General features: G+C 71.2%; 24 protein-coding genes. 10 read left to right on the top strand and 14 right to left on the bottom strand.

Going from position 1 to position 25449, the window contains the following annotated elements; all coding sequences use genetic code 11:
• Positions 1-62: 62 nt before the first annotated feature.
• Positions 63-887 (bottom strand): TIGR02391 family protein, encoded by an 825-nt coding sequence (locus tag LN652_RS21325; protein WP_230442580.1) that lies wholly within the window; start codon positions 885-887, stop codon positions 63-65.
• Positions 888-1505: 618 nt separating this feature from the next.
• On the opposite strand from LN652_RS21325, the gene LN652_RS21330 reads away from it, so the two are divergent.
• Positions 1506-2012 carry a hypothetical protein gene (locus LN652_RS21330; protein ID WP_230442581.1) on the top strand — a complete coding sequence of 169 codons (507 nt, stop codon included), beginning with the start codon at positions 1506-1508 and terminating at the stop codon, positions 2010-2012.
• 519 nt (positions 2013-2531) lie between these two features.
• Here LN652_RS21330 and LN652_RS21335 read toward each other — a convergent pair.
• The gene (locus LN652_RS21335) at positions 2532-3455 is read right to left on the bottom strand and encodes a hypothetical protein (RefSeq protein ID WP_230442582.1); all 924 of its coding nucleotides are present in this window, start codon (positions 3453-3455) and stop codon (positions 2532-2534) included.
• Positions 3456-3481: 26 nt separating this feature from the next.
• On the opposite strand from LN652_RS21335, the gene LN652_RS21340 reads away from it, so the two are divergent.
• Both LN652_RS21340 and LN652_RS21345 read left to right on the top strand, forming a co-directional pair.
• A complete protein-coding gene (locus LN652_RS21340; RefSeq protein WP_230442583.1) occupies positions 3482-5380 on the top strand; it encodes a hypothetical protein in 1899 nt (632 codons plus the stop codon).
• 406 nt (positions 5381-5786) lie between these two features.
• The gene (locus LN652_RS21345) at positions 5787-6641 is read left to right on the top strand and encodes a DUF2971 domain-containing protein (RefSeq protein ID WP_230442584.1); all 855 of its coding nucleotides are present in this window, start codon (positions 5787-5789) and stop codon (positions 6639-6641) included.
• 962 nt (positions 6642-7603) lie between these two features.
• Here the strand turns inward: LN652_RS21345 and LN652_RS21350 are convergent.
• The 3 genes from LN652_RS21350 to LN652_RS21360 are packed head-to-tail and all read right to left on the bottom strand — an operon-like array spanning position 7604 to position 10897.
• Positions 7604-8371, bottom strand: coding sequence for an amino acid ABC transporter ATP-binding protein (locus LN652_RS21350; protein ID WP_329958447.1), 768 nt, complete (start codon positions 8369-8371; stop codon positions 7604-7606).
• Complete coding sequence (locus tag LN652_RS21355; RefSeq protein WP_230442585.1) at positions 8368-9858, bottom strand: ABC transporter substrate-binding protein/permease; 1491 nt, start codon at positions 9856-9858, stop codon at positions 8368-8370. Before LN652_RS21355 ends, LN652_RS21350 begins: the two co-directional genes overlap by 4 nt.
• A 10-nt stretch (positions 9859-9868) precedes the next feature.
• Positions 9869-10897: a helix-turn-helix transcriptional regulator gene (locus LN652_RS21360; protein WP_230442586.1), complete on the bottom strand. Its 1029-nt coding sequence runs from the start codon at positions 10895-10897 to the stop codon at positions 9869-9871.
• A gap of 103 nt (positions 10898-11000) precedes the next feature.
• Here LN652_RS21360 and LN652_RS21365 point away from each other — a divergent pair, with 103 nt between their 5' ends.
• On the top strand, positions 11001-11456 hold the full coding sequence (locus LN652_RS21365) for a VOC family protein (protein WP_230442587.1): 456 nt from the start codon (positions 11001-11003) through the stop codon (positions 11454-11456).
• Between the two features lie 36 nt (positions 11457-11492).
• Positions 11493-14012 (top strand): ATP-dependent helicase HrpB, encoded by a 2520-nt coding sequence (hrpB, locus tag LN652_RS21370; RefSeq protein ID WP_230442588.1) that lies wholly within the window; start codon positions 11493-11495, stop codon positions 14010-14012.
• Here hrpB and LN652_RS21375 read toward each other — a convergent pair.
• Together LN652_RS21375 and LN652_RS21380 are read right to left on the bottom strand one after the other, a co-directional pair.
• Positions 14009-14920 (bottom strand): glutaminase, encoded by a 912-nt coding sequence (locus LN652_RS21375; protein WP_230442589.1) that lies wholly within the window; start codon positions 14918-14920, stop codon positions 14009-14011. The genes hrpB and LN652_RS21375 overlap by 4 nt on opposite strands.
• 43 nt (positions 14921-14963) lie before the next feature.
• On the bottom strand, positions 14964-15656 hold the full coding sequence (locus LN652_RS21380; protein ID WP_230442590.1) for a maleylpyruvate isomerase family mycothiol-dependent enzyme: 693 nt from the start codon (positions 15654-15656) through the stop codon (positions 14964-14966).
• 249 nt (positions 15657-15905) lie between these two features.
• Between LN652_RS21380 and LN652_RS21385 the strand changes: the two genes are divergently transcribed.
• Positions 15906-16850, top strand: a complete 945-nt coding sequence (locus tag LN652_RS21385; RefSeq protein WP_230442591.1) for a hypothetical protein — start codon at positions 15906-15908, stop codon at positions 16848-16850.
• A gap of 138 nt (positions 16851-16988) precedes the next feature.
• Here LN652_RS21385 and cobU read toward each other — a convergent pair whose 3' ends face one another.
• Genes cobU through cobT form a run of 3 tightly spaced genes read right to left on the bottom strand, consistent with a single transcriptional unit; the run spans position 16989 to position 19397 of the window.
• Positions 16989-17516 carry a bifunctional adenosylcobinamide kinase/adenosylcobinamide-phosphate guanylyltransferase gene (cobU, locus tag LN652_RS21390; RefSeq protein ID WP_230442592.1) on the bottom strand — a complete coding sequence of 176 codons (528 nt, stop codon included), beginning with the start codon at positions 17514-17516 and terminating at the stop codon, positions 16989-16991.
• Positions 17517-17547: 31 nt separating this feature from the next.
• Positions 17548-18360, bottom strand: coding sequence for an adenosylcobinamide-GDP ribazoletransferase (locus LN652_RS21395; protein ID WP_230442593.1), 813 nt, complete (start codon positions 18358-18360; stop codon positions 17548-17550).
• A complete protein-coding gene (gene cobT, locus LN652_RS21400; protein ID WP_230442594.1) occupies positions 18357-19397 on the bottom strand; it encodes a nicotinate-nucleotide--dimethylbenzimidazole phosphoribosyltransferase in 1041 nt (346 codons plus the stop codon). The genes LN652_RS21395 and cobT overlap by 4 nt, the downstream gene beginning before the upstream one ends.
• A 53-nt stretch (positions 19398-19450) precedes the next feature.
• On the opposite strand from cobT, the gene LN652_RS21405 reads away from it, so the two are divergent.
• The 4 genes from LN652_RS21405 to ctlX all read left to right on the top strand — a co-directional run bounded on the left by LN652_RS21405 (position 19451) and on the right by ctlX (position 22470).
• Positions 19451-19999 carry a 2'-5' RNA ligase family protein gene (locus LN652_RS21405; RefSeq protein ID WP_230442595.1) on the top strand — a complete coding sequence of 183 codons (549 nt, stop codon included), beginning with the start codon at positions 19451-19453 and terminating at the stop codon, positions 19997-19999.
• Positions 20000-20092: 93 nt separating this feature from the next.
• The gene (locus tag LN652_RS21410; protein ID WP_230442596.1) at positions 20093-20296 is read left to right on the top strand and encodes a hypothetical protein; all 204 of its coding nucleotides are present in this window, start codon (positions 20093-20095) and stop codon (positions 20294-20296) included.
• A gap of 19 nt (positions 20297-20315) precedes the next feature.
• Positions 20316-21398, top strand: a complete 1083-nt coding sequence (locus tag LN652_RS21415) for a threonine aldolase family protein (protein WP_230442597.1) — start codon at positions 20316-20318, stop codon at positions 21396-21398.
• A 37-nt stretch (positions 21399-21435) separates the two neighbouring features.
• Positions 21436-22470 (top strand): citrulline utilization hydrolase CtlX, encoded by a 1035-nt coding sequence (ctlX, locus tag LN652_RS21420; protein ID WP_230442598.1) that lies wholly within the window; start codon positions 21436-21438, stop codon positions 22468-22470.
• Between the two features lie 103 nt (positions 22471-22573).
• Here ctlX and LN652_RS21425 read toward each other — a convergent pair whose 3' ends face one another.
• From LN652_RS21425 to LN652_RS21440, 4 genes are read right to left on the bottom strand one after another with little or no spacing between them, the layout of a single operon-like run.
• Positions 22574-23875, bottom strand: coding sequence for an Nramp family divalent metal transporter (locus LN652_RS21425; protein ID WP_230442599.1), 1302 nt, complete (start codon positions 23873-23875; stop codon positions 22574-22576).
• Between the two features lies 1 nt (position 23876).
• Complete coding sequence (tatC, locus tag LN652_RS21430; protein WP_230442600.1) at positions 23877-24707, bottom strand: twin-arginine translocase subunit TatC; 831 nt, start codon at positions 24705-24707, stop codon at positions 23877-23879.
• 12 nt (positions 24708-24719) lie between these two features.
• On the bottom strand, positions 24720-25037 hold the full coding sequence (tatA, locus tag LN652_RS22070; protein WP_329958448.1) for a twin-arginine translocase TatA/TatE family subunit: 318 nt from the start codon (positions 25035-25037) through the stop codon (positions 24720-24722).
• Positions 25034-25396: a twin-arginine translocase TatA/TatE family subunit gene (locus LN652_RS21440; protein WP_230442601.1), complete on the bottom strand. Its 363-nt coding sequence runs from the start codon at positions 25394-25396 to the stop codon at positions 25034-25036. Before LN652_RS21440 ends, tatA begins: the two co-directional genes overlap by 4 nt.
• Positions 25397-25449 lie beyond the last annotated feature (53 nt).

Consider the following 25449-nt stretch of genomic DNA (forward strand, 5'->3'; position numbering starts at 1 on the left):
CGGCGATGGTGAAAGCGGTGCCGAAACGTGCGGCAAGGCGGACCATTCCGTGCCCGCGCCGCTCAGACTTCGTGCAGTTCGCATTCGGCTACCCAGCGCGCCAACAGACTCAAGACAGCCAGACGCTCCAACCCGTCCTGCTCCGAGATGGACCCGGTTCCGTGTGCCGCCGTATTGCGGATCGTCAGTTGGGAGCCTGGGGCGAACTGGCGAAGTCCGTCATTCATCGACGTCACGGTGCGGTCGGTCTGGACGCCTGGCCATCGTAGCCGTGGCTTGCCTGGTGATGGCTCTCTGTTGGAGAAGACCTCCTGCCACAACGCCGTTTCGGCGACATCGTTGCGCCGGGTGCGGACCTTCACCTGGCTGACGAGTGCTTCAGCTGCCGCGGCCACTGCTTCCCGGTAGTGGCCGTCTCGCCACAGCGGGCCTGCAGCACCCCAGATGAGGGGGTGCATCGACGTGACACCGATCGTGGGTGGCAACTCAGCCTGGGCCTTCTCCGCCATGCCTTCCAGACGGCCGATGGCTTGATCGCAGGCGTCGAGGATGTTCGCGGGTTCCAGGAGGGGCTTGGGTTGCGTGATGCTCAGCCATGCCGCGAAGGGGTCGATGCGTCCCAGGCCTTGCACTTGGATGTACATGCCGACGAGAGGTGCGACAGAGGCGATGCGCCCCGAAGCGAGTGCCACTTCGGAGCGGAGACGTTCGAGTTCGCCGGCGTCCACGCCGTCCTTCTGCATGATGGCGGGCGCGAGGCCGCCCGCCATCGCCATAGGCCCCGTGTTCTCGACGTGGAGAGCCAAGAACTCTTCAAGGGCTACCTTGAACGCTCTAACTGCGTCCGCCAGCTGGCGCAGATAGTCAGGGTTCCGCTCGGCATCCATGGCTCGAAGGGTCTCATGCGGGTCCGACAGCTGGGGGCAATCCGGCGTGGTCAGCGAGGTGTTCGCTCTCCGAGCGCTCCAAGAGCTTGAAACCTGCCAGCGTGCGGATGTGTCACTCGCCGGGGATGCGTCAGGAGGGGGAGACGGGACCGCCACAGCTGCGGTTGTTCCAAGGTCGCGCAGCTCAGGCGAGCGTCCCCGGTCCACAGCCGTCACTTCATCTACTCGACCATTTCACCGCGATTCTCAGTTGCCACGCGGTCCCTGCCAGGTGCATTGCCTACGTGGAAAGTAAGCGAGAGCGAGAGAACGCCGCGGCCAACGCCGTGGTGCAGCAGCTGACGGCTGTCACCGGCGCGGGCGTGCGCGGCTGCCTGCACGACGACAATTCCCGCGATCGTATGCACGACTTCACCATCACGACTGAGGCAGACACGATCGCGCTCGAAGTCACCACCATCGCAGACGGGGCGTGTCGGGCGAGACCATCGCTGGAACCGGGCGGCCGGCGACGATTGGGTCGACATCCCGGAGCTATCAAGCTGCTGGCTTGCCCATCACGCAGGCGTCATCGAGGCCGACGTTGCGATCGCCGCGCTGCGGACTCGCCTCCCCGCAATGGAGCATCTGGGAGTCGAGCAGATCTACACGCCCCATTGGCAGGAGCATGCGTTCGCGCCAGCCTCAGTTCGGCCACCCGAATGGGAGGCGGCACGCGCGCTCGCCTGCGCCGGGTTCTCGACCCTCAGTCGCGTAACCGACGCGAGCGCCGCCTTGCTTGAGGAACACGGTGGCCAGGTTTGGGTGGGCCGAGGGTTTGCGTTCAACCGACCGGTCGACCGAAACCTGCCCGCCGCCTTCGTCTCCGAGGAACTACATAAGGACCACCTCTCAGACGTGCACAAGCTTCTGGCTGCCGAAAACGTGACGTCGCGACACCTTTGGCTGTGGGTCGAGCTCACCGAGGGATTCGCCATGCTCCGTTCCTTCGAGACGGAGGGCCTGCCCGAGGTCGGCCTAGATATCGACGGCATCGACGGCGTCTGGCTCGGTCGCACCCCGCCGCCAGCTCGGTCGCCGGCTACGTATGGCCTCGACAGCACGGCTGGACCAAGTTCTCGGTAACACGAAACGGATCCGACCTCGGTGCCGGTTAGCCACGCAGACCGGTGGGACTGTCACAGCGTGACGGGCTTTGTAAGTGATTTCGCGCGGTCACGCTCACCGGGCAAGCGTCGCTATTCGGGGACCGTCGAAGTTGCGTCATCTCGCCGCCTGTCGGTGCCCTCGCTAACCGGCGTCGAGTTGCGTCAGCAGGCAGTCCGCCGCCGCCCGACGCACCCCGAGATTGACGAACCGTGGCGTCGCTCGTGCGAGGTTCCTCTGATGGCGCTGGTGCCTCGAATTGCCGGCTGAGAAGGAGCGTCTGCGCGACGCTCGCGAACCCCGCCATGCTCAGGATCTCCGCGCCGCGTTCAGCAAAGCGTTGCAGCACGTTCGCCGGTACCGGTCACGCCATCCGGACGATTCTGGGACTGAACTGCTGTCATTTGAGACACGGCCGGTGCGACGGTCAGTGTTCCGCCTGCGGATCATCGAACGGCCAAGTGCTGTCGCGGCTGCGTTCTAACGCAGGCGGCGTGGCTACGTCAGAGCGAGCGCTGCCGCTGTGGCAGCCGCGAGAGCGCGTTGACCGAGGTAGGCCTTGGCATCGTGAGGCCTCTTTCCGTTGTCGACAACGTAATCATGAACAACTCGACCCCCGGACGCCCCGCCGAAGATCCCTGCAAGGTCTGGTTCTCCGGCGACGAGGTCGTCGTGGTCCGCCAAATTGAGCCACGACAACGCTGAAAGAGGGAACGCCGGAGGCTGCTGCTCAAGGCGACGCGTGACTGGTCCGCGGAGGCCGAGCGGCGAGCCCATCGTCACGAAGTGCGGTGTTGCGACCGACGCGCGATGCAGAGCCTCATAAGAGACGACACTACCTAGGGAATGTCCGATGACTAGCCGGGTGTCGGCGGTCAGAATGCGATTCACACGATCTTGGATTGCCTCGCGCATGTCAGGTTTGGTCAGGTACAACGACGCTTGGCGTAACTCTTGCCACACATAGCGCTCACCGAATGCCTGGCCGAGGTCGGCTAGCCATCCGATACGCGCGAGCGCCTCGACAGCGGGACGGATCGTCGCCCGGAAGCCTTGTGCGTCCACCTGCTCCGGAGCGGTGGCAGCCAAAGCAACGGATGCCCGCGCCTGATCGCGCGGACCTCCGACCTCGGTCGCACGCTCGAGCATGGCCCGGGCCAGGTCGAGCTCGACAGCCTGCACCTCGGGGTCAACCTCGGGCCGAGAACCGTCTCCCTGCGCGTCTGCGGCGAGGAACAGATCCCCATAGAACGCCATCCTCGCCTCGATGCCACTGTCGTTATCCACGGTGATCTTGTCGGCAAGGTCTTCGTGACCGGCTTCGCGGACGCCACATGCGAGTGCCGGAATCCATGCTGCTTGGAGCTCCTCCGCGCTGCGCTTCTGCTGCGCTATCCCGTGAACCATCACTACGGTGGCCATGGCGCATTCTCACACGGAGGTCGACAATGTTGAACCGGTTCGCCCTCGTCATCGGAGCGCAATGTGAGGCGCTTCCGCCGCTGCCTTTCGTACCTGAGGTCGCTCAATCGGTCCACGAGACATTGACGGCGGGACAGGCCGCGGGGTGGCGATCCGTACGAGATATCGATGCGCCTCTCCTAGACGCGTCTAGCGCAGAGACCCGCCAGGCCATCACGGACGCGTTCCAACGGGCCCACGACGACGAGGCCGCGCTGGCCCTTTGGTTCATCGGGCACGGTGTGGCGACTGGCGAAGATGACTACTACTTCATGGCAAAGGACAGTCCCGACGAAACACCGCGCAGCAACAACGCAGTCCACCTTGTGCAGGTGTTACGCGAAGAACTCGAGGCGGCACCAAGGATCGACGGCCTGGTCGTGGTCGTGGACACCTGCGACGGTGGCGAGGTTGCCCGCGGCTCTGCCAGGCGGTTGGTTGACAAGCTGTGGTCTGCGGGAGGCCGCTTGCAGTTCATCACGGCATCGGGTGACTCCCCTGCATACGGAGCCTGCCTGAGTCGAACGTTCACAACGATGGCTGCGCGGACGGTGTGGAACCCGGTCATCCCTCCCGAAGACTTAGTGTTCGCCGCTCGCAACAACTGCACCAAGCAGACACCGGGCTGGATGGGCTTCGACGCGCGCACAGGTCCCGTCGCCGACCCGGACCCGTCCCTATGGCTAAAGAAGAACGTGGCCTACCGCGTCGACTCCGTCAGCGGGACCTCGGGTGAGGCCTTGCTAGCGCTGTCTGCGCCGATTGCCGACGCGGTTGCCCACGGCAGGCAGTTCGTTCAGGAACAGGCTGATGCAGGTCTCATCTGGATCAAAGGCTCATACGGAAGCGGGAAGTCGGCACTGCTGTCTAGTTTGTACCGCGAGACCGTCTCCGGGCCGCACAGCGCCTTGGAAGTCCCGTCTGAACGGCCGTTCCTCGATGCATTCGTCGCCCTGTCTGGCCACGAGTCCATCGACTCGCTGCAGGACGACATCGTCGAGCAGCTTCTCGCGCACGCACCCAGACCGCGTTCCGCCGAATCTGGGGCCGCAGCAGGGTTCTGGCGGGTGGGACTCGACGGAGTGGATTCGATGAGCCCGGAGTTCCGGGTCGAACTCGAGCGGCTCATCTCGGACGCGGCCGCGAGCGACGCCGGCACGGCCGTACGGTTCGTGATCACGAGCAGCGATGACATTCCTGACGCCCTAGGCGACGTACACGGGGCGACGCAGTTAGAGCTGACGGCATTGGGCCCGACCCCCGATAGCCCAGTAATGGAATTTAGGCGTACCGAGGCAGGCCGTGGGGTACAGACCGCGCTTCTTGCATTCGCTGACTCCGACGACACTCGAGCGGAGCTGTTCGAACTTCTCCGCAGCTCGTTAAGCAGCTTCACTCTGGATCCTGGCAAGTCGGACCTTCAGTGGCTGGCATCGCAGGTCGCCACCGCGGCCGATCCTGCTCGACCCATGCCGCTCTCCCTCGGGCAGCGAGCCCTTCGCCGGCGGTCCATCCTAGTAAACCGTCGCGAGCTGCACGACGCGCTCTTCGAATTGCGGAAGCTCATCATTCGTTTGCCCACGGCGGGTGGAGGTGAAGCCGTCGGCCTCGTTCATCCAGCCTTGGCCGACCTACTCGGAACCGCCCTGGGCAGCCCGGTCGGACAAGAGATGCACGCTGCCGTAGCGGACGAGCTGCTGGCGTTCCGCAAAGCGATCATCGAGGGCGAACCTCCGACCGGCGAGCAAGCACTCGACAGCTGGGACCAGTATGTCGGCTCGTTGAGCTATCACTTGGTCCGTGCAGGTCGGTTCCAGGAGGCTCGCTCCATTTCGTGGCAAACGTACAACCGCACGGACGGACGCCGGCGTCGACCCATGGACTGAGCGCGCCGACGAGCTCGTCCGCGCGGCCGTCGAGGCGTTGGGACATCTCGTGCATCGCGGCGTCTCAGGTGCGAAAGTCAGAGGACGCGAATGGAGCCGCTGTCGTCAGGTCGTCTCGTCGGCGCGCCAGCAATGCGCCGAGCCTTGCCGGACCTTCACGGTCAACCGGTTCACGTAAAATTGCTGCGTTCCTGAGGCTGCCCCATTCCGCCGCCTTTCGCGTCGCTATCACGCACCTCCGCGTGCGCCGGACGCGATTGCCGCCATCTGTGAGGCGGTGACACCTCCCCGCGCACCGCACATGCTGGCTCAGGTCTGCTGGCTCTTCCGCCCGACATGTGGAGCTCTAAGCCGAACCGGAACTACACACGCCCACGCCTAAGCCTCGGGCGCTTACGCTGACCCCGTGACTACCGCTCCCCCCGAGAGTTACAACGACGTCTTCAGCCATGACGGACCGGCGACCCTGGATCGCTACCTGTACCACTACACCAACCCATCGACGGCGGCCTTCATCCTTGAGTCGATGTCCATTCGTCTTGGCCCGCTTACGGCGACGAACGATCCGCGCGAGAACCGAGAGTGGTGGCCCTCAATGTCACTCGAGCACGGTGAGCCGGCGCTGGAGGAAAGCGAGTTCGTCGGTTTTACTCGTCAGGTCGATCAGGCGATGCGAGGGAGCGTGTATCTTGCGTGCTTCACCCAAGACCGCGCTGCAGAGGCAGAGTGGAACGGAGTGTGGAACTTCCATCGCGGTTGGGCACGCGCGCGAATGTGGCAGCAGTATGCGGGCGACCATGAGGGAGCCTGCCTGATCATCGACCGAGCAGCCTGGACAAGTGCGGTTGACCGGCTCGATCAGCCAACCGTTGACGGGGTCCGAGTGATGCAGGGTCGCGTCGAGTATGAGGACCGTGCTCTGGGGTGGGAGAACCCAAACGGCCTTAACTATCTGGTGTCGGACTTGAGGCGCGATGGCGGGCGCGCGGTGGCGGGCCAGCGCATTCGCGAGAATGCGGAGCAATTATTCTTTCGTAAGAACACGGATTGGATGTCCGAGCAGGAGTTTCGTTCATTGGCCATCGGTCTGGACGGGCCGGCCTACATTTCCCTTGCGGACTGCCTGGCCGCGATAGTCGTCGGCGAGAGGTCAGACGCCACACTCCAGTCCGCCGCAAGGAGTGTCCTGTCAGACCCAAGTCTTCTGGCGATCTGCCGGTGGCACCTCGGCGCACCGCAGGCTCTTCCCTGCCTGCCATGAAGGGGTTCGCAAGCGCTGAGGCAGCGAACTACGCTGCTCAGCCCACCCGCCCGATCTCAACGGGGTGGGTTCAAAGCTGATCGACCCAAAAGTGAGATCGCATGACCAACACCAAGTACAGCTGAGGTGGGGAACGAACGTCCGGATCTGCCTTCGGGTCAAGAGGCGTACGCCATCGGTGGGTCATTCCGCCGCGAGCCGGGGTGTCGGCAGCGCCTCCTACAGAACGGGTCTGATGAAGTTTGTGGTGATCGCGGCGGGCGAGTTGGTGGCCACAGGCCAATCGGGCGCCGCCATGCAATCACCATCGATCGGTGGCGCCACCTTGATCTGCGACCCGACCGCTCTCAGCCGAAACTCTTCAGGCCCACCGCACGTAAAGACGTCGGTGTTCGACCGGGATTGGGTGATTCATTGGTGTAGCTTCACCCGGTGCGGGACTTACAGAAAGTCTGTGTGATCGTCAGCGGCGCCCTGCTGGCACTTGGCATTGGTCTCGGATTCTTCCGGGTTGTCTACGACATCCAAGGGGTCAAGTGCGGAACGGCCTTCTTGAAGGAACCGCCATCGGCGTACCAGTTTGCCGATCGTCCAGCCGGTCCGTGGCCGTCGTGCCAGTCGCCGCTGTCAGATGCTCGGGTGCTCCCGATCGTCTTGATCGGTTTGGGCATGGCTGGCTCGGGGGCGGCCTTCGCCATCCGCCAGTCCCGTAGCAATGCCACGGGCGCTGCGAGCGCGTCGACGTAGTGCCGCCGCCAGAGGCTGACTTGGGCCACGGCTGCGTGGCTGGCTCGCCTCGCAAGCGGCCGCCGACCGGATTTTTCCGCAATGAGCAGCGCTCCTGCCGCGTCTATCCGCCGCTAAGGGGCTAGGCCGAAGGCACTGAGCAACGGTCTCTTCCACCGGCACCGTACGAACGGCATGTGCACGTAAACAGCGTCTCGCCTCACGCGACGGGTCGTTCACCCCGGCTCCAGCACCCGTCGCAGGAACTGCTTCGTACGCTCGTGCTGCGGGTCGTGGAGCACCTCGGAGCCACCCTGCTCGGCGATGACGCCTCCGTCGAGGAAGAGCACCTGGTCGGCGACGTCGCGGGCGAAGCGGATCTCGTGGGTGACGATCATGAGGGTCCACCCCGACGTCGCGAGGTCGCGGATGACGGCCAGCACCTCACCGACCAGCTCGGGGTCGAGCGCGGAGGTGGGCTCGTCGAGCAGGACCACCTTGGGGTTGAGGGCGAGCGCGCGGGCGATGCCGACGCGCTGCTGCTGGCCGCCGGAGAGCTGCGAGGGGTACTGGTCCTCAAGACCGGTGAGGCCGACCTGCTCGAGCAGCCGGCGAGCGTCGGCGGTGGCCTCGTTGACGTCGCGGCCCTGCACCTGCACCGGCCCCTCGAGGAGGTTCTGCAGGACGGTCTTGTGCGGGAAGAGGTGGTGCGACTGGAAGACCATGCCGCTGTGCGAGCGCAGCGCCTCGACCTCGCGGCGCCGGGTGGAGCGGTCGACCGACGCGCCGAAGTCGACGGTGGCGTCAGCGATGCGTACGGTCCCGCTGTCCGGCACCTCGAGGACGTTGAGCGAGCGCAGGATGGTCGTCTTGCCCGAGCCCGACGGGCCGATGATCGCGGTGGCGGTGCCCTCGTCGGCGCGGAGGTCGACGCCCCGGAGCACCTCGGTGTCACCGAAGGTCTTGCGCAGCCCGCGGGCCTCGACCAGTGGCGTGGTGCTCATGCGGCGTACCTCCCGAGTCGCTTCTCCAGCGGTCCTTGTGCCTGCGAGACGAGGAAGCAGACGATCCAGTAGTAGAGCGCCGCGAAGAGGTAGAGCGGCATGAACTGCCCGCTCGACGAGGCGGCGTTCGTCGCCTGTCTGAGCAGCTCGGGCACGAGGATGATCGACGTCAGCGCCGTGTCCTTGATGAGGGACAGCAGCGTGTTGGACAGGGGTGGCACGGCGATCCGCGCGGCCTGCGGCAGCACGATGCGACGCATCAGCTGCGGGTAGCGCATGCCGATCGTGGTCGCTGCCTCGTACTGCCCGCGCGGGACGGACAGGATCGAGCCGCGGATGATCTCCGCGGCGTAGCCGCCGACGTTGAGGCTGAGCGCGAGGATCGCCGCCCCCACCGGCGAGAGCTTGAGCCCGACCTGCCCGAGGCCGTAGAAGGCGATGAAGAGCTGGACCAGCAGCGGGGTGCCGCGGATGGCGGAGATGTAGATGCGTGCCGGCAGCTGCACCAGCCGGTTCGACGACATCCGGGCGAGTGCCGTCACCAGCGCGAGGACGAGGCCGATCGCGAAGCTGGCGGCGGTCAGCGGGATCGTGTAGATCAGCAGCGCCCTCAGCATCGGCCACGCGGCGTCCTGGACGATCTCCGTGGTGGAGCGGGTGTCGGAGCCCTTCACGTCGGTGACCTTGGCGGCGTCCTCGACCGTCACGTCCGCGCCGAAGTACTTCTCCGAGATCTTCGCGAGCGTGCCGTCGTCGGTGAGCTGGGTGAGCGCGTCGTCGGCCTCCTGCTGCAGCTCCGGGCTGTCCTGGCGGAAGGTCAGCGCCTGCTTGCTGACCTCGTCGCCGGCCTCGCCGACGATCTCGATCTCGTCGGACCCGGTGGAGGCGAGGTAGTCGAGGACCGCGATGTTGTCGTTGACGACGACGTCGACGCGCCCCTGCACGAGCAGCTCGGCCGCTTGGGCGAACTGGTCGACCACGCGGATCTCGGCGCCGGCGTCGCGGGCGACCTGCGCCCAGTTGCTCGTCTCCGACTCGGCGGCCACCAGGCCGTCGATGTCGTCGAGCGTCTTCACGTCCTCGTTGCCGGCGGCGGTGACGATCACGCCGCGGGAGTAGGTGTAGGGCGTCGAGAAGAGGTAGCGCGCCTCGCGCTCGGGATTGATCGTGATCTGGTTGGCGATGACGTCGACGCGTCCGGAGTCGAGCGCCGGGAAGATCGAGTCGAAGGGCGCCTCGACGAACTCGAGGTCCCACCCGGCCTCGTCGGCCACGGCGCGGATCACCTCGATGTCGAAGCCGGTGAGCTGGTCCGTGTCGGGGTCGTGGAAGGTGAACGGCGGGTACGTCCCCTCCGTGCCGACGCGGACCGTGCGCGCCTCCGCTGCGGCCGCCGACTCGGCCGACGCCGCGCTCCCGGTGAGGGCCAGTGCGGCGACGAGCCAGCCGAGGACCACGAGGGCGGTTGCTCGCCGCAGCTGCTGCATGAAAGTCACGCTAGTCGCTGCGGTTTGGGGCGTCGACGACGGTCACCCGTGAAGGTGCGGTGCGGGCGGTGTCGGCGTACCGCTGGGCGAGGACGGCGAAGGCGTCCGCGAGCTCCGCGGGCCCGACCACCTCCATGCCGACCTCGAAGCGGCCGAAGGACGCAGCGAGCGAGCCCCAGGACCAGGAGCCGATCTCGAGGCTGCACCGGTGGTCGTCGATGGCGCGGACCGTGCCGTCTCCGGCGAAGGGGAGGACGTCGCGGGCGGGAAGGTCGAGGATGACGGTGCCGCGACAGGGCCACTCGTTGACGTCGCGCCCCTTGAAGCGTGCGGACACGAACTCCTCGACGTCGCCGCCGGGCACCTGTCGTGGTGTGAACCGTGGCCCCGTGGGGATGCGGGGCGCGACCCGGTCGACGCTGAACAGGCGCCAGTCCTCACGATCCAGGTCCCACGCCAGGAGGAACCAGCGGCCGTGGGAGGTGACGATGCGGTGCGGCTCCACGCGACGCGGCGGTGTGGTCGGGCCGGCGTCCGGGTCTGCGTCGCGGGCGGCGTAGTCGAGGCGCAGCACCTCCCTGGCGCGGACCGTCTGGGCGAGGGAGACGAGCACCTCGGTGGAGACCCGAGTGGGGCTGCCGCTGCCGGCGCGGCCGGCGATGGCGGTGACCTCGAGCGCGTCGAGCCGGTGCCGCAGCCGCGAGGGCATGACCTGGCGGATGGTCGCGAGGGCGCGGATCGCGCCTTCCTCGATGCCGACCCCGGCGGCGGGTGCGGTCTGCAGGGCGACCGCCACGGCGACGGTCTGGTCGTCGTCGAACAGCAGCGGTGGCAGCTCGCTGCCGGCCCCCAGCCGGTAGCCGCCATCGGGTCCCATCGTCGCCTGGATGCTGTAGCCCATCTCGCGGAGCCGGTCGACGTCGCGTCGCACCGTGCGGTGGCTGACCTCCAGCCGCTCGGCCAGCAGCGCACCCGGCCAGTCGCGTCGGGTCGGCAACAGGGACAGCAGGCGCAGCAGTCGCGCAGTCGTCGTGGTCATGTCTCGAGTCTCGTGATGTGTAGGACCGAACCTGTCCTACATGCCCGCGAGAGTAGTTCCTGCGGGGCCGATCCGGCCACGGCCACCTCTCAAGGAGCAAGCGATGACCGTCCAGACCACCACCCACCTCAACTTCCGCGGCGACGCGCGCGCGGCGCTCGAGCACTACCAGTCCGTGTTCGGCGGACACGCCGTCATCAACACCTACGCCGACTTCGGCATGCCGGCCGAGGTCCCCGGCGCCGACCGGGTCGTGTTCGGCGTCGTGGCCGCCGACAACGGCTTCCGCGTGATGGGCTACGACATCCCGGGCGAGACCGGCGGCAGCATCGTCGGCGGCACCACCACCCGCCGCGAGAACAACACCACGATCACCGACCAGGCGTTGTTCGTCTCCCTCAACGCCGACACCCTGGACGAGGCGCAGGGCTACTGGGACAGGCTCGCAACCGGTGCCCACGTCGTCGAGCCGCTCGCTGCCTCCGCGTGGAGTGCGGGCTTCGGCATGCTCACCGACAAGTTCGGCGTCACGTGGAGCGTGGGCGTCACCGCCGCCTGACCCGCCCGACTGCGACACGTCGGGCACACTGCACCCGTGTCCGACCCGCTGCGCACCCTGCTCGCTGCGCCACCGGACCTCCCGGTCACGGCGGGCCTGCCCGCGCTGGTCGAGGCGCTCGGCAGCCGTGGGGTCGCGGTGGTCCAGGCGCCGCCGGGCACGGGCAAGACGACCCTGGTGCCACCGGCGGTGGCCGGGGTGGTCGAGGGGCGGGTCGTCGTCACGCAGCCCAGCCGCATCGCCGCCCGCGCGGCCGCCCGGCGGCTCGCGCACCTGATCGGCGAACCGGTCGGCGAGACCGTCGGCTACTCGGTGCGGGGCGAGCGCCGCAGCGGGCGGCGTGCGCGCGTCGAGGTCGTCACGACGGGGCTGCTGCTCCGGCGGATCCAGCAGGACCCGGAGCTGGCCGGCGTCGGGGCCGTCGTGCTCGACGAGGTGCACGAGCGGCACCTCGACGCCGACCTGACCCTCGCGCTGCTCGTCGACATCCGCGCCAACCTCCGCGACGACCTCGCCCTGGTGGCGATGTCGGCGACCGTCGAGGCCGAGCGGACGGCCGCGCTGCTCGACCCGGCCGGCGCCCCGGTGATCGACGTGCCGGGTGCGCTGCACCCGGTCGAGACGGTGTGGTGCCCGCTGCCGGCTGGGGCCCGGCGTACGGACGACCGCGGGATCACCCCGGCGTTCCACGACCACGTCGCGGCGACGGTGCGGCGCGCGCTGGCCGAGCGCGAGGGGGACGTCCTGGTCTTCGTGCCCGGCGTCGCGGAGGTCGACGCGACCGTACGCCGCCTCGCCGGGGTCGACGCGGCCGTGCACGCGCTGCACGGGCGCCTGTCCGCCGCCGAGCAGGACTGCGCGCTCACCGAGGGCCCGCACCGACGCGTGGTCGTCTCGACCGCGGTCGCCGAGTCGTCGCTCACGGTGCCCGGGGTGCGGATCGTGGTGGATGCCGGGTTCTCCCGCGAGCCGCGCACCGACCACCGTCGCGGGCTGGCCTCTCTCGTCACCGTCGCGGTGAGTCGCGCGGGCGCCGAGCAGCGAGCGGGACGGGCCGGGCGGCTGGGCCCGGGGACGGTGCTGCGGTGCTGGTCCGAGGCGGAGCACGCGCACCTGGCCGCCCACCCGGAGCCCGAGGTCGCCACCGCCGACCTGACGGCGTTCGCCCTCGAGGTGGCCTGCTGGGGGAGCGACGTCCGCGACCTCGCGCTGCTCGACCAGCCGCCGGCACACGCGCTGTCGGCCGCCACGGAGGTGCTGGTGGGGCTCGGGGCACTGACCGAGGACGGGACGGCCACCGCGCGCGGCCGGCTGATCGCGGGCGTGCCGGTCGATCCCCGGCTGGCGCGTGCCCTCCTCGACGGGGCCGGTCTCGTCGGCGCCACGCGCGCCGCCGAGGTGGTCGCGATGCTGAGCGAGGACGTACGCGCTCCCGGCGCTGACCTCGTGGCCGCGCTCCGGTCGCTGCGCGGTGACCGACGTGCCGCAGCGTGGCGCCGCCAGGTCACCCGGCTCGAGGAGGTCGTCGCGAGGCAGGGCGGCGTGGGCCACCCACCACAGAGCCGCAGCGAGCTGACCGACGACGTCGCGGTGGGACTGGTGGTCGCGCTGGCGCACCCGGACCGGATCGCCCGCAAGCGCTCCGGCACGTCGAGCTACCTGATGGCGTCCGGGACCGGCGCCGCGCTCGACCCACGCGACCCCGGGTCGCTCGCGGGCCTGGAGTGGCTCGCGGTCGGTGACGCGGAGCGACGCCCGGGGCAGCGCGAGGCCCGGATCCGCGCGGCGGCCCCGCTCACCGAGGACCTCGCGCTCGAGGCGGCAGGATCGACGTGGACCGAGGTGGACGAGGTCACCTGGGCTGGCGGGCGGGTCGTGGCGCGCCGGCGTACGTTGCTGGGCGCGATCGAGCTCGGCTCGACCCCGATCGCCGACCCGCCCGCGCAGGCCGTGAGCGACGCGGTCGCCGAGGCGGTCGCGCGCGAGGAGATCGCCCTCCTCAGCTGGACGGAGGCGCCCACCGCGCTGCGCGCCCGGCTCGACTTCCTGCACCGCGCGCTCGGTGACCCGTGGCCCGACGTGAGCGACGCGGCCCTGGCGCAGGACCTCGACGGGTGGCTCGGACCGCAGCTGGCGCGGGTCCGCTCGGCCGAGGACCTCCGGCGCATCGACGTGGCGGCCGCGCTGCGGGCGAGGGTGCCGTGGCCCGAGGCGGGCCGGCTCGATGAGCTGGCCCCCGAGCGCGTGACGGTGCCCAGCGGGTCGAGCGTGCGGATCGACTACTCGCAGGACCAGCCGGTGCTCGCCGTACGCCTCCAGGAGGTCTTCGGCTGGACCGCGGCACCGTCCCTCGCGGGCGGCAGGGTCCCGCTCCTGCTGCACCTGCTCTCGCCCGCGGGACGCCCGGCCGCCGTCACCGCGGACCTGGAGTCCTTCTGGGACAACGGCTACCCGGGCGTGCGGGCCGACCTGCGCGGGCGCTATCCCAGGCACTCCTGGCCCGAGGACCCCCGCACCGCAGAGCCCACGGCCCGGGCCAGGGCTCGCCGCGGCTAGAAGACCGTCCAGTCGGAGTACGTCGTGAACGCGTCGAGGGCAGCGAGCCCGGCTGCCGACGAGCCCGACGGCCCGAGGGCCGGGCTCCACACGCACGCGACGCCGCGGTCGGGGATGACGGCCAGGATGCCGCCGCCGACGCCGCTCTTGGCGGGCAGGCCCACGCGGTAGGCGAACTCGCCGGCGGAGTCGTAGGTGCCGCAGGTGAGCATGACCGCGTTGATCCGCTTGGTCTCCCGCGGGCTGAGCAGGGCCGTGCCGTCGGAGGCCACTCCGTCGCCGGCAAGGAAGAGCCCGGCGAGCGCGAGGTCGCGGCAGCTCATCGACAGCGCGCACTGGGCGACGTACTGGTCGATGACCTCGTCGACCGGGCGCTCGAGGTTGCCGTAGCTGGCCAGCAGGTGGGCGAGCGCGTAGGTCCGGTGCCCGGCCTCGAGCTCGGAACGCGCCACGGCCGGGTCGCTGTCGACGTCGGGGCGCCCGCTCTCGCGACGCATGAGGTCGCGCAGGGCGCCACTGGCGTCGCCGGTGAGCGACTGGAGGCGGTCGGTGACGACGAGGGCGCCGGCGTTGATGAACGGGTTGCGCGGGCGCCCCGCCTCCTGGTCGAGCTGGAGGAAGGAGTTGAACGGGTTGCCCGACGGCTCGCGTGACACCCGGCGCCAGATGTCCTCGCCCTCGGTGGCGATGACCAGGGCGAGGGTGAAGACCTTGCTGATGCTCTGCACCGAGAACGGCACGTCGGCGTCGCCGATGACGTGGACGGTGCCGTCGCACGACGCGATCGCCATCCCGAACTGGTGGGGGTCGACCGAGGCGAGCCCGGGGATGTAGTCGGCGAGGTGGCCGCGGCCGACCTCGGGTGCGGCGGCCTGCTGCGCGCGCAGCAGTGCGTCCTCGATCCTCATGCCGTCATCCTCGCGCAGGGGCGTCCCGCCCCCTGGTCGGAGGTCAGGGGGCGACCGGCTCGGCGAGGACGGCCGCGGCGCGCGGGTCGAGATCGGTGGCGTCCGCGCGGTGCCACAGCAGGAGCAGGAGCCGCTCGGCGGTGGCCCGGACCTCCACGCCGTCCTCCCTCACCCCGGGGGCGCCGAGGACCGCGACGGCGTCGTCGAGGTCGGTCGCGACCAGCCGCAGCGCGTGCGCGGGCCCCGCGGTGCGGCCGAGCCGGACCTGGCGGGGGTGCAGCACGTCGACGACCTCGCGCACGCCGTCCCAGGCGAGCGAGGGGTCGATCGGGCTCGGGTCGCCGACGGCGTGCTCGACGTCCCAGGCGTGCACCACCACCTCGTGGACCTGACGACGCCGCCAGAACCCGGCCGTCCGGTCGTCGCGGTCGAGGGTCCACGCGTGGGCTCCCGGGGGAGTGGCGGCGAGCAGCCCGACCAGCGCCCGCGCCTGCCGGGCATACCAGCTCGCCAGGTCCTCTCCGCGCGCCGGCGGCTCCGGGGTCAGGCTCGGGTCACCGGCGACGACCGCGTGCACCACCCACTGGTGGACTCCGCCGAGGTGGACCGCGACGTCGCGCACCGTCCACCCGGGGCAGTGCTCGACGGGGGCGTCGAGGTCCGCGCGTCCGAGCAGGTCGGCGAAGCGGGCGGTGTGGGTGCGGAGGAGCGGGATCCAGTCGTGGGGCGCGGTCACGTGGTCTCCTCGGGTCGCTGGTTCCGGGACACCAACCTAGGCAGTTCGCCAGGCCGGTGGCGTACGCCGCGCTCAGCCGGCGGCTCGGCGGCGCACCATGCAGGCAGTTCGCCGGGAACGCAGCCGACTCCACGCTCAGCGCGGCGTGAGCTCCGGCGAACTGCCTTCATGGTGCAGGGGGACGAGGCTCCACAGGACCTCCACACGATGCTTCTTTCGCCTCGCGCCGACGTGCCACATGCTGTGACCGTGACGATCCCGAGCGCCGCGAGCGCCCCCTGGCGCACCATCGTCGCCGCGTGCTCGGTCGCCGCTGTCGCCACCGCGTGCGGGACGGCCGGGGCGGACCCGCAGGGCTCGTCGCCTCCGCCGTCGGCCGAGTCGCTCGCCTTTCAGGACCGGGCGGGCGCGGTCTTCGAGCGCTTCGACGGCACGCCGGAGCAGCGCGAGGCGAGCGGCCTGCTGCGGGCGTGGGCGATCAACGGGGCGATGGGCACGTGCCTGGCTGCGGAGGGGTTCCCCGAGTGGGACTGGTCGCGCGGACGCGATGCCGCGCCGCGGACCGATGCCCTGGGCACCAGCACGTGGTTCGCCGCGCCGCTGGCCCACACCTACAGCGACTCGCCCCGCGCCTCCGTGCGCTTCCTCCACGACCAGGAGGAACTCGAGTCATCGGAGCCGCCACCCGACCAGGACGCGGCGATCGGGAGGTGCCTCTCCAGCACCCCCGGCGCGTCGGACGGCACCGTGCGGGCCGCCTCGACTCCTCGCGTCGTGGAGCGGCTCCGCGAGGCGTGGTGGTCGATGCTCGCCGGCTGGGACACGACCTACGGAGACCAGCGGGCGTACGACGCCTGCTTCACCGAAGCGTCGGGCGGGATGACGCCCGACGCCGAGGTCGGCTCCTGGCGCGGGGAGCTGGCGCGCCGGGCACCGCGAGCCGCCGACGTACCGGCTCCGGGCGCCGACGAGCAGATGTACTCAGCCGCGTGGCGGGACTTCCTCGCCCTCGAGGCGTCGTGGGAGGAGGCCGACTGGTTGTGCCGCGCCGACGTCTACGAGGCGCGCCTCGACCAGGTCGCCCGCGACGTCGAGGAGTTCGCGCGCGAGCACGCCGAGGAGATCGAGCGCGCCGCGCGGGCGTGGGACGACGTCGTGGCCCGCGCCGCGCTCCTGCCCGACCCGCGCTCGTGAGCCGGTCACGGCGAGGCCATCCAGCAGCCGCCGTCCCGGAGTTGTCGGCCTCTCGCTGAACTTGTCAGGCCGTGCACGGCCTGACAAGTTCAGCGATCCCCGGTCAGCCGGGGATCGCTGATGGTCGGTGCAAGCTCGTCAGAGCCGCAGCACGCGGCCGGCGACCACGAGGTGCACCTCGTCGCAGGCGGCGGCGACGCGCTGGTTGAGCAGGCCGAGCAGGTCGCGGAAGAGGCGGCCCGAGCGGTGCTCCGGGACGACCCCGAGGCCGACCTCGTTGGTCACCAGCACGACGTCGACGGCGCAGGACGACAGCGCGGAGACGAGCGCGTCGGCGCGGTCGAGGACGAGCGCGTGCACCGCGTCGGAGTCCTGCTCCCACGCGTCGGCGGCGTCGACGACGGCGGTGAGCCAGGTGCCGAGGCAGTCGACGAGGACCGGGTGCTCGGCCTCCCGCAGCACCGGCGGGAGGTCCTGCGTCTCGACCGTCGACCACGTCGAGGGGCGACGGGCCCGGTGGGCGGCGATGCGGGCCGCCCAGTCGGGGTCTGCCTCGACGTCGGGGGAGGGGCCGGCGGCGACGTACGTCGCCGGGCCGGTGCCGACCAGCGCCTCGGCGTGGGTGGACTTGCCGGACCGCACGCCGCCGGTGACCAGGATCCGCATGGCGTGATCCTCGCAGAGCCCGGACGGGACCTCAGGCGGTGGCGGCGGCGAGGAGCAGCACCGCGAGGGCGACCTCGACGCTCGCGCCGAGCACGTCGCCGGTGATCCCGCCGAGCCGTCGCGTGCACCGCACGAGCAGCGCCACGACCGCCGCGACCGCGAGCACGCACCCGACCAGTCCGGCGGGCGTCGAGCCAACCGCGTGGCCCGCGAGCGCCGCGAGGACCGCGCCGACGACGAGCGCGGCGACCGCGCCGACGACCGGCACCGCGCCGATGTGGGTGGCGCCGAGGCCGTCGGCACGCGCGGCCGGCACGCCGCGCACGCACGCCACCGCAAGCACCGCCCGCGAGGCGCACACCAGCAGCGCCACGGCCCACCAGCCGTGGTCGTGGCGCACGACCGCGGTGAGCCCGGCGGCCTGCAGCCCCGCGACCAGCACCACGGCGACGACCCCCGCCGGGCCGACCGGGCCGGTGCGCATCACCTCGAGCGAGCGCTCGCGCGAGTAGGAGGCGGTCAGCCCGTCGGCGGTGTCGGCGAGCCCGTCCCAGTGGAAGGCGCGGGTGCCGAGCGCGAGCACCAGCACCACGACGTACGCCGTCGCGAGCGGCGGCAGGTCGACCAGGTCGGCCACCGCGACGACAAGGCCGGCGGCGACCGCGAGCGGCACGACCGCCAGCGGGGCGAGCAGCATCGCGAGGCCGGCGACCTGCCGGTCGACGTGCCGCGGGGGCGGGACCCGGACGGCGGTGAGCGTCCCGGCGGCCAGCAGGAACGCGTCGCGGACGGTGGCCACGCGGGCCGTCGGCGGACCGGTGGGCGGGACAGGTCCCGAGGTCACGAAGGCAGGACCTCGGAGAGCAGCGCGACGTCGCGCAGGACCGCCACGCCGGAGCGCAGGACGGGGAGGGCCGCGACCGCGCCCGAGCCCTCGCCGAGTCGCATGCCCAGGTCGAGCAGCGGGTGCAGGCCGAGCGACTTCAGCGCGTGGGCCTGCGCGGGCTCGGTGGAGCGGTGACCGGCCACCCACCACGCACTCGCGCCCGGGGCCAGCGCCTCGGCGACGAGCGCGCACGAGACGGACATCAGGCCGTCGAGCAGCACCGGCACGCCGAGCCGCGACGCCTCGGCCTGGAAGCCGACGGTGACCGCGAGGTCGGCGCTGCCGAGGGCGGCGAGCGCCTCGACCGGGTCGTCCGCCCGCTCGCCCACCCGGGCCAGCGCGGCCGCGACCACGTCGCGCTTGCGGGTCCAGCCGGCGTCGTCGACCCCGGTCCCGCGCCCGGTGACCTCGTCGGCCGGGAGCCCGAGCTGCGCGGCGACCAGGGCCGCGGCGGGGGTGGTGTTGCCGATGCCGAGGTCGCCGGTCATCAGCAGCTGGGCGCCGTCCGCGGCGTGCTCGCGGGCCAGCCGGGCACCGAGCGCGAGCGCGGCCTCGGCCTCGGCGCGCGTGGTGGCGTCCTCGACGTGGATCGCGCCAGAGCCGCGGCGCAGCTTGTGGGCAGTGACCTCGGCGGGCAGGTCGGACAGGTCGGCGTCGACCGCGACGTCGTGCACGCTCACCGCGACCCCGTGCGCCGCCGCCAGGGCCGAGACACCGGCCCGGCCGCCGACGATCGTGCGCACCATCGCCTCGGTGACCGCGGCGGGGTAGGCCGAGACCCCGTGCGCGGCGACGCCGTGGTCGCCGGCCAGCACGACGAGGCGTACGTCGTCGAGCGGGCGTGGCGGCACCTCGCCCTGCACCGCGGCCAGCCAGGCGCCGAGCTCGCCGACGCGGCCGAGCGCGCCGGCCGGCGTCGCGAGGCCGGCGAGCCGCTCCTGCGCACGGGCGGCGACGGCGGGGGACGGGGGAGCGACGGGCGAGGTCCGGGTCATGGTCGCGCCAGCCTAGTGAGGGCCGGGAGCAGCCCGGCTGCCAGTCTTGGCCCGTGACCGGCCACTCCGTCCTGCAGCTCCCCGTGCCGGCGCTCGAGGACTGGGTGCGGGCGCGGACGGCCCACTACGACACGGGGTTCGTCTCCGCCGACCCGCGGTTCGGGCACGCCCACGTCACCGCCCTCGGCCCCTTCGACCCGGCCCCGACCGCGGAGGTGATCGCCGCCGTGGGGGAGATCGCCGCCACGACCGCGCCGGTCGCGGTCCGGCTCGCCGAGCTCGACCAGTTCCCGAACGGGATCATCCACCTCGTGCCGCAGCCGGACGACCGGCTGCGCGACCTCACCGCCCGGCTGGTCGCGGCGTTCCCGCAGTGGCCGCCCTACGGCGGGGAGTTCGGCGGCCCCGCGGACGTCCGCCCGCACCTCACCGTCGACGCCGCGTCCGCGGACGTCGACCTCGCCTCCACCGCCCGGCTGCTCGCCGGGACCGTCCCGGTCGACGTGGTGCTCGACTGGCTCCAGCTCGCGTGGTGGGAGTCGGGCGGCTGCCGGGTGCTCCACGAGTGGCGGCTGGGCGAGCCCACCCCGCCGGTCATCTGAGGACGTCCTGCAGCTCCGGGCGCCCCCAACGGTTGCACCACGTCCTCAGATGCACCGGGGTGGGCGTCGGGTGCGCTGTGGCAGGATCGCGGCATGGCTTCATGGGCACACCTCGAGATCACCGTCGACGACCAGGGCAACGTCGAGGTCGGCGGCTACAACGCCGACCCCGAGTCGATCGTGGCCGGCACCGAGTCGTGGGAGGACCTGCTGTCCTCGCTCGGCAGCAGCGGCTGGGAGCTGGTCCAGGTGATCCCCGGCGTCGAGACGACGTACTGGTTCAAGAAGCAGGCCTGATCCGCCGCCGGTCGACCAGGTGAGCGAGCTCCAGGACCGGTTCCGCGCCGCCTCGGCCACCGCCGAGGCGGTGTTCTGGCGCGAGCCGTTGACGCCCGCGGCGACCTTCCGCGAGCTCGCGGACTTCGCCGAGGAGCACGACGTCGCGTGGGACCGCTACGGCGAGCGGGGCGCCGTCGCCCAGCTCGAGGCCGAGGTGGCCGAGCTGCTCGGCAAGCCCGCCGCGGTGATGTTCCCCAGCGGCGTGATGGCCCAGCAGGCCACGCTCCGCGCCTGGTGCGACCGCGCGGGCTCGCGCCGGGTCGCGCTGCCCGACCTCTCCCACCTGCTCCACCACGAGCAGGACGGCCCCCGCCGCGTGATGGGGCTCGAGCTCGAGCCGCTGACGTCCGGTCGTGAGACCCCGACCGCCGCCGCGCTGGCGAGGGTCCCGGGGCGCCTCGGTGCGGCCATGGTCGAGCTCCCGCTGCGGGACGCGGGCTGCCTGCTGCCGCCCTGGGAGGACCTGGTCGAGCTGTCCGCCGCGGCCCGCGAGCGCGGCGTCGCGCTGCACGCCGACGGCGCCCGCATCTGGGAGTCCGTGCCGCACTGGGGCCGGACGCTCGCCGAGGCCGCCGACCTCGTCGACTCGATGTACGTCTCGCTCTACAAGGGCCTCGGCGCCACCAGCGGCGCCCTCGTGGTGTGCCCGGAGGACCTGGCCGGCGAGCTGCGCTCGTGGCGGCAGCGGATGGGCGGGACGATCTTCTCGATGACCGCCGCCGCGGTGGGCGGCCTCAAGGGGCTGCGCGAGCACCTCGACCGGTTCGCCGGCTACCGCGACTGGGCGATCGCCCTCGCCGCCGAGCTCAACGGGCGCGGCATCCGGACCTTCCCCGAGCAGCCGCACATCCCGACCTTCCTGGCCTACGCCCCGGGCGAGGCCGACGAGGTCAACGAGCGGCTCGTCGCCCACGTCGAGGCGCACGGGGTGGTGCCGTCGGGGATGTGGCAGCCGGCGGACGTGCCGGGCTGGGTCGTCACCGAGCTCACCTGCTACGACGCCGCGGTCGACCGCGATCCCGCGGACGTCGCCGAGCAGGTCGCGGCGGTCGTGGCCTGACTCGCTGTGCGGGAGCGCCGTCCCCTAGATTCCTCCCGTGAGTGCCCAGGCCCCCTCTGCTGTCATCCTCGTCCGCGCGACGAAGTTCGTCCCCAACCCGGCGACGGCTGCCGACAACGCCTTCCAGGCCGATGCGCCGGCCGGCCAGACCGACGAGGCCACCTCGGCCAAGGCGCTCGCCGAGATGGACGCCCTCGCCGAGGCGCTGCGCGCCGTCGGCGTGCGGGTGCACGTCTTCGAGGACGACGACCACACCCGTCCCGACAGCGTGTTCCCCAACAACTGGGTCTCCACGCACGCCGGCGGCACCGTCGCGGTCTACCCGATGTACGCCTCCAACCGGCGCCACGAGCGCCGCGCCGACGTGCTGGAGATGCTCAAGTCGCAGTACCGCGTCCAGGCCATCGTCGACTACTCCGGCCTGGAGCCGGACGGCATCTTCCTCGAGGGCACCGGCGCGATGGTGCTCGACCACGTCTCGCGGGTGGCGTACACCGCGCGCAGCCACCGCGCCGACACCGCGGTGCTGGAGCGCTTCTGCACCGACTTCACCTACGAGCCGATGGCCTTCGACGCGGTCGACTCGGAGGGCGTGCCGGTCTACCACACCAACGTGATCGCCTGCATCGGCACCGACGTCGCGATGATCGCGCTGGAGATGATCCCCGACGTGCAGCGTCGCGAGCAGGTGCGCGAGCGCCTGGCCGTCACCGGTCGCACCATCGTCGAGCTCACCGAGGAGCAGATCCGCGAGTTCGCCGGCAACGCGGTCGAGCTGTGCGGTCGCACCCCCGAGGGCAAGCGGCGCTACGTGATGGCGATGTCGGCCCGGGCCAAGCGCTCGCTGCGTCCCGAGCAGGTCGCGGTGATCGAGGAGTCGTGCGAGATCGTCGCCGTCGACATCCCGACCATCGAGCTCGCCGGCGGGTCCGTGCGGTGCATGATCGCGGGCGTCCACCTCGACAAGCGTCCCGAGCAGCTGCCGGAGCCGGGGGAGAACGTCGTCGCGATCAACGTCGACGACCCGACCACCCCCGACGGCCGCTACGTCGACGGCAACGTCCACGACTGAGCTGACGCGTCTGCGCACGCGGCGGGGGTCGAGCTGACGCGTCTGCGCACGCGGCGGGGCGTGCAGATGCGTCAGGTCGGCGGGTCCGGGGCGTGCAGACGCGTCAGGTCGCGAGCTGGACGAGGAGCACGGCGTTGAGGGCGATGATCGCCGCGGCCACCGCGATGCCGGCCGCGGTGGTCACGCGCCGGTTGACCAGCGACCCCATCACGTCGCGCCGCGCGGTGAACCACACCAGCGGCACCAGCGCGAACGGGATGCCGAAGGACAGCACGACCTGCGAGCCGACCAGGGCCGCGGTCGGGTCGACCCCGAGGGCCAGGATCACCAGCGCCGGCGCCAGCGTGACGAGGCGGCGCAGGACGACCGGGATCCGGCGGCGGATGAAGCCGTCCATCACGACCTGGCCCGCGAGCGTGCCGACGCTGCTGGACGCGAAGCCCGAGGCGAGCAGCCCGAGCGCGAAGAGGAGCGCGGCGCCCCGGCCCAGCGAGTCGCCGAGGCCGGCGTGCGCCCCCTCGATGGTGTCGATGCCCTGACCCGACAGCGCAGCGGCCGCGACGAGGAGCAGCGAGAGGTTCATCAGCCCGGCGATGCCCATCGCGACGACGACGTCGACGCGCTGGCTCCGCATCACCGTGCGGCGCTCGTCCTCGGTCGCCGGGCGCCCGCGCTCGCTGGTGAGGCCGCTGTGCAGGTAGATCGCGTGGGGCATGACGGTGGCGCCGAGCATGCCGGCGGCGAGCATCACGCTCTCGGCGCCGGCGAAGCGCGGGAGGGTGCCGTCGAGCACGGCCATCGAGTCGACGCCGCTGATCGCCACGTCGTAGACGAAGCCCACCAGGATCACCGCGAGCAGGCCGACGATGACGGACTCGAAGTGGCGGTGGCCGTGGCCCTTCAGCCCCAGCAGGGCGAAGGCGACGACGGCGGTGATGGTGCCGCCGACCAGCAGCGGCAGGTCGAAGAGGAGCTTGAGCGCCAGCGCGCCGCCGACGACCTCGGCGAGGTCGGTCGCGATCGCGACGAGCTCGGCCTGGCCCCACAGCCCGCGGACGACCCGGCGCGGGAGGTGCTCGCGGCACAGCGCCGGCAGGCTCATCCCGGTCGCCACGCCCGCCTTGGCGGAGAGGTACTGGATGAGCATCGCCATCACGTTGCTGACGACGACCACCCAGACGAGCAGGTAGCCGTAGGCCGAGCCGGCCGCGATGTTGGTGGCGAAGTTGCCCGGGTCGACGTAGGCCACGGCGGTGACGAACGCCGGGCCGAGCAGCGGCCACAGGCGGCCGCTGCGGGCGACCGACCGCGGCGCAGCCGCCGGCTCGAGCGTCCCCGTCGCCGCTGCGGTCGAGGTCGTGGTCCGGCGCCGGGGCGGCGCGGCGTACTTCGGGGTCTGGAACATCTCAGTCCTCGTCCGTGAGGAGCGCCGGGACCGGCGACCGGTGGGCACGACGCCTGTCGATGACCCGGCACACGACCTCGGCGAGGACGAAGAGCACCATCATCGGGATGGCCAGCATCAGCATCGAGAACGGGTCGGTCGACGGCGTCGCGACGGCGGCGAACACGACGGCCGCCATCAGGATGATCGCGCGGTGCCGGCCCAGCTGGGCGCCGGTGACGACACCGGCGAGGTTGAGCAGCACCAGGAAGAACGGGATCTCGACCGCGAGGCCGAAGACGAGCAGCATCCGGCTGAAGAAGGAGAAGTAGTCGCCGAACTCGACGAGGTTCTCCATGCCGGCGGGCGTGAAGCCGATCAGGACCCCGAGGCCCTTGGGCAGCACGTAGTAGCCCAGCGCGACGCCGGCGATGAACAGCGGACCGGCGATTGCGGCGAAGACCCGCGACCAGCGCTTCTCGCGCGGCAGCAGACCGGGGACGACGAACGCCCAGACCTGCCAGAGCCAGTACGGGCTGGCCGCGACGAGCGCGGCGGTGCCGCACAGCTTGAGGTTGAGCATCAGGGGACCCGTCGCACCCGCGACGTACGCGGTGCTGACCGTGTCCTCACCGATGAGGGTCTGGGCCTGGTTGTAGGGCCCGAGGACCAGCGAGAGGAGCTGGTCGTAGAAGGGCAGCGCGACGAGGAACGCCACCACGAGGACGAGGGCGGACCTGATCAGCCTGGCCCGCACCTCGCGGAGGTGGTCGGCCAGGGACATGCTCCCCGGGACCGCGCCCGGTCGGGCTGCGGGTCCGCGGAGCACGTCCACGACGGTGGCGATCGACATCACGCGCGCCCGTCAGCCGCGCTGCGCGTCGTGCTCGCGGGGCGTGTGGACGATGACCGGCTCGGAGACCGGGGTCTCGTCGACCGGCGCCGTGGCAACCGCCGTGGGCGCGGGCTGCGCGTCCTTGTCCTTGTCCTTGTCCTTGTCGGAGTCGGAGTCCATCAGGCCCTTGGTCTCGGACTTGAAGATCCGCAGCGCCTGGCCGGAGCCGCGGGCGAGCTCGGGGAGCTTGCTGGCGCCGAACAGCAGGACCAGGACGGCGAGGATGATGAGCAGCTCCATGCCGCCCAGCCCGCCGACGAGCAGGGGAGCGAGAGTGGTGGACGTCATGCTGACTTCCTTTCAACGGGTGCTGCGTGGGGTGGTGCCGGGTGTGACGCGCCGGGGGCGTCCACGAGGGCGTCGTCGTCCTCGTCGTCGTCCTCGCGGTCGTCGTCCTCACGCTCGGCGAGGATCTCCTCGACCTGGCGCCGCACCATCTGGCGCGGGTCGAGGTCGCGGAGCTCGAGGTCGGAGTACTCCTCACCGAGGGAGGAGCGGAGGTCGTCGCGCACGGAGTCACCCATGCGCCTGGCGGCCTTGATGCCGTGGGCCAGCTGCCTGGCCAGCCCGGGGAGCTTGTCGGGGCCGAGCAGCACCACGCCGAAGAAGGCGATGACGGCGAGCTCTGGCAGACCGATGCCGAACATGGGGTCTCCTCTCAGGAGCCGTGCGGCGGCCACTCCGGGGTGGCCCGGACGTC

The sequence above is a fragment of the Nocardioides okcheonensis genome (assembly GCF_020991065.1).
Taxonomy (GTDB): domain Bacteria; phylum Actinomycetota; class Actinomycetes; order Propionibacteriales; family Nocardioidaceae; genus Nocardioides; species Nocardioides okcheonensis.

Excerpts from the sequence above, each read along its gene's own strand:
- LN652_RS21325 (WP_230442580.1), bottom strand. The coding sequence starts at position 887 with ATGGATGCCGAGCGGAACCCTGACTATCTGCGCCAGCTGGCGGACGCA.
- LN652_RS21330 (WP_230442581.1), top strand. The coding sequence starts at position 1,506 with ATGGAGCATCTGGGAGTCGAGCAGATCTACACGCCCCATTGGCAGGAG.
- LN652_RS21335 (WP_230442582.1), bottom strand. The coding sequence starts at position 3,455 with ATGGCCACCGTAGTGATGGTTCACGGGATAGCGCAGCAGAAGCGCAGC.
- LN652_RS21340 (WP_230442583.1), top strand. The coding sequence starts at position 3,482 with ATGTTGAACCGGTTCGCCCTCGTCATCGGAGCGCAATGTGAGGCGCTT.
- LN652_RS21350 (WP_329958447.1), bottom strand. The coding sequence starts at position 8,371 with ATGAGCACCACGCCACTGGTCGAGGCCCGCGGGCTGCGCAAGACCTTC.
- LN652_RS21355 (WP_230442585.1), bottom strand. The coding sequence starts at position 9,858 with ATGCAGCAGCTGCGGCGAGCAACCGCCCTCGTGGTCCTCGGCTGGCTC.
- LN652_RS21360 (WP_230442586.1), bottom strand. The coding sequence starts at position 10,897 with ATGACCACGACGACTGCGCGACTGCTGCGCCTGCTGTCCCTGTTGCCG.
- LN652_RS21365 (WP_230442587.1), top strand. The coding sequence starts at position 11,001 with ATGACCGTCCAGACCACCACCCACCTCAACTTCCGCGGCGACGCGCGC.
- LN652_RS21375 (WP_230442589.1), bottom strand. The coding sequence starts at position 14,920 with ATGAGGATCGAGGACGCACTGCTGCGCGCGCAGCAGGCCGCCGCACCC.
- cobU (WP_230442592.1), bottom strand. The coding sequence starts at position 17,516 with ATGCGGATCCTGGTCACCGGCGGCGTGCGGTCCGGCAAGTCCACCCAC.
- cobT (WP_230442594.1), bottom strand. The coding sequence starts at position 19,397 with ATGACCCGGACCTCGCCCGTCGCTCCCCCGTCCCCCGCCGTCGCCGCC.
- LN652_RS21410 (WP_230442596.1), top strand. The coding sequence starts at position 20,093 with ATGGCTTCATGGGCACACCTCGAGATCACCGTCGACGACCAGGGCAAC.
- LN652_RS21425 (WP_230442599.1), bottom strand. The coding sequence starts at position 23,875 with ATGTTCCAGACCCCGAAGTACGCCGCGCCGCCCCGGCGCCGGACCACG.
- tatC (WP_230442600.1), bottom strand. The coding sequence starts at position 24,707 with ATGTCGATCGCCACCGTCGTGGACGTGCTCCGCGGACCCGCAGCCCGA.
- tatA (WP_329958448.1), bottom strand. The coding sequence starts at position 25,037 with ATGACGTCCACCACTCTCGCTCCCCTGCTCGTCGGCGGGCTGGGCGGC.
- LN652_RS21440 (WP_230442601.1), bottom strand. The coding sequence starts at position 25,396 with ATGTTCGGCATCGGTCTGCCAGAGCTCGCCGTCATCGCCTTCTTCGGC.